Raw genomic sequence first — 291 nt, 5'->3', positions numbered from 1 at the left:
CGTCCGCCCCCTCGTAATCATGCTCATACGGGGAGTTATCCGGGACGCTCTTCAGAAAATGGTGCTCCATGTCGGACCGGACGGTGGGATCGCAATTTTCATTGAGCGTGAGAGAGGCGGACGTGTGCTGAAGCAGCAGATGCAGTAAACCCGTTTTGACGCGCGACAGGTCGCGGATTTGCCCGATGACTTCGTCCGTCACAAGGTGAAATCCGCGTGGTTTAGCGCTTAAGGTCAGGGTCTGTTGGTACCACATGTGCTGCTCCATTATGAAAGGTGAATCTTTCTAAG

The 291-nt window shown here is 54.0% G+C and carries 1 protein-coding gene; it reads right to left on the bottom strand.

Features of this window, described 5'->3' with window-relative positions:
- Positions 1-256 (bottom strand): secondary thiamine-phosphate synthase enzyme YjbQ (locus RTW80_RS28685; protein ID WP_312721493.1); only part of this gene is annotated, 256 nt, incomplete at its 3' end.
- Between the last annotated feature and the right edge of the window lie 35 nt (positions 257-291).

This window comes from Escherichia sp. AM3 (genome assembly GCF_032029835.1).
GTDB lineage: Bacteria > Pseudomonadota > Gammaproteobacteria > Enterobacterales > Enterobacteriaceae > Escherichia > Escherichia coli.
This window is presented reverse-complemented; position numbering and strand designations above follow the sequence as displayed.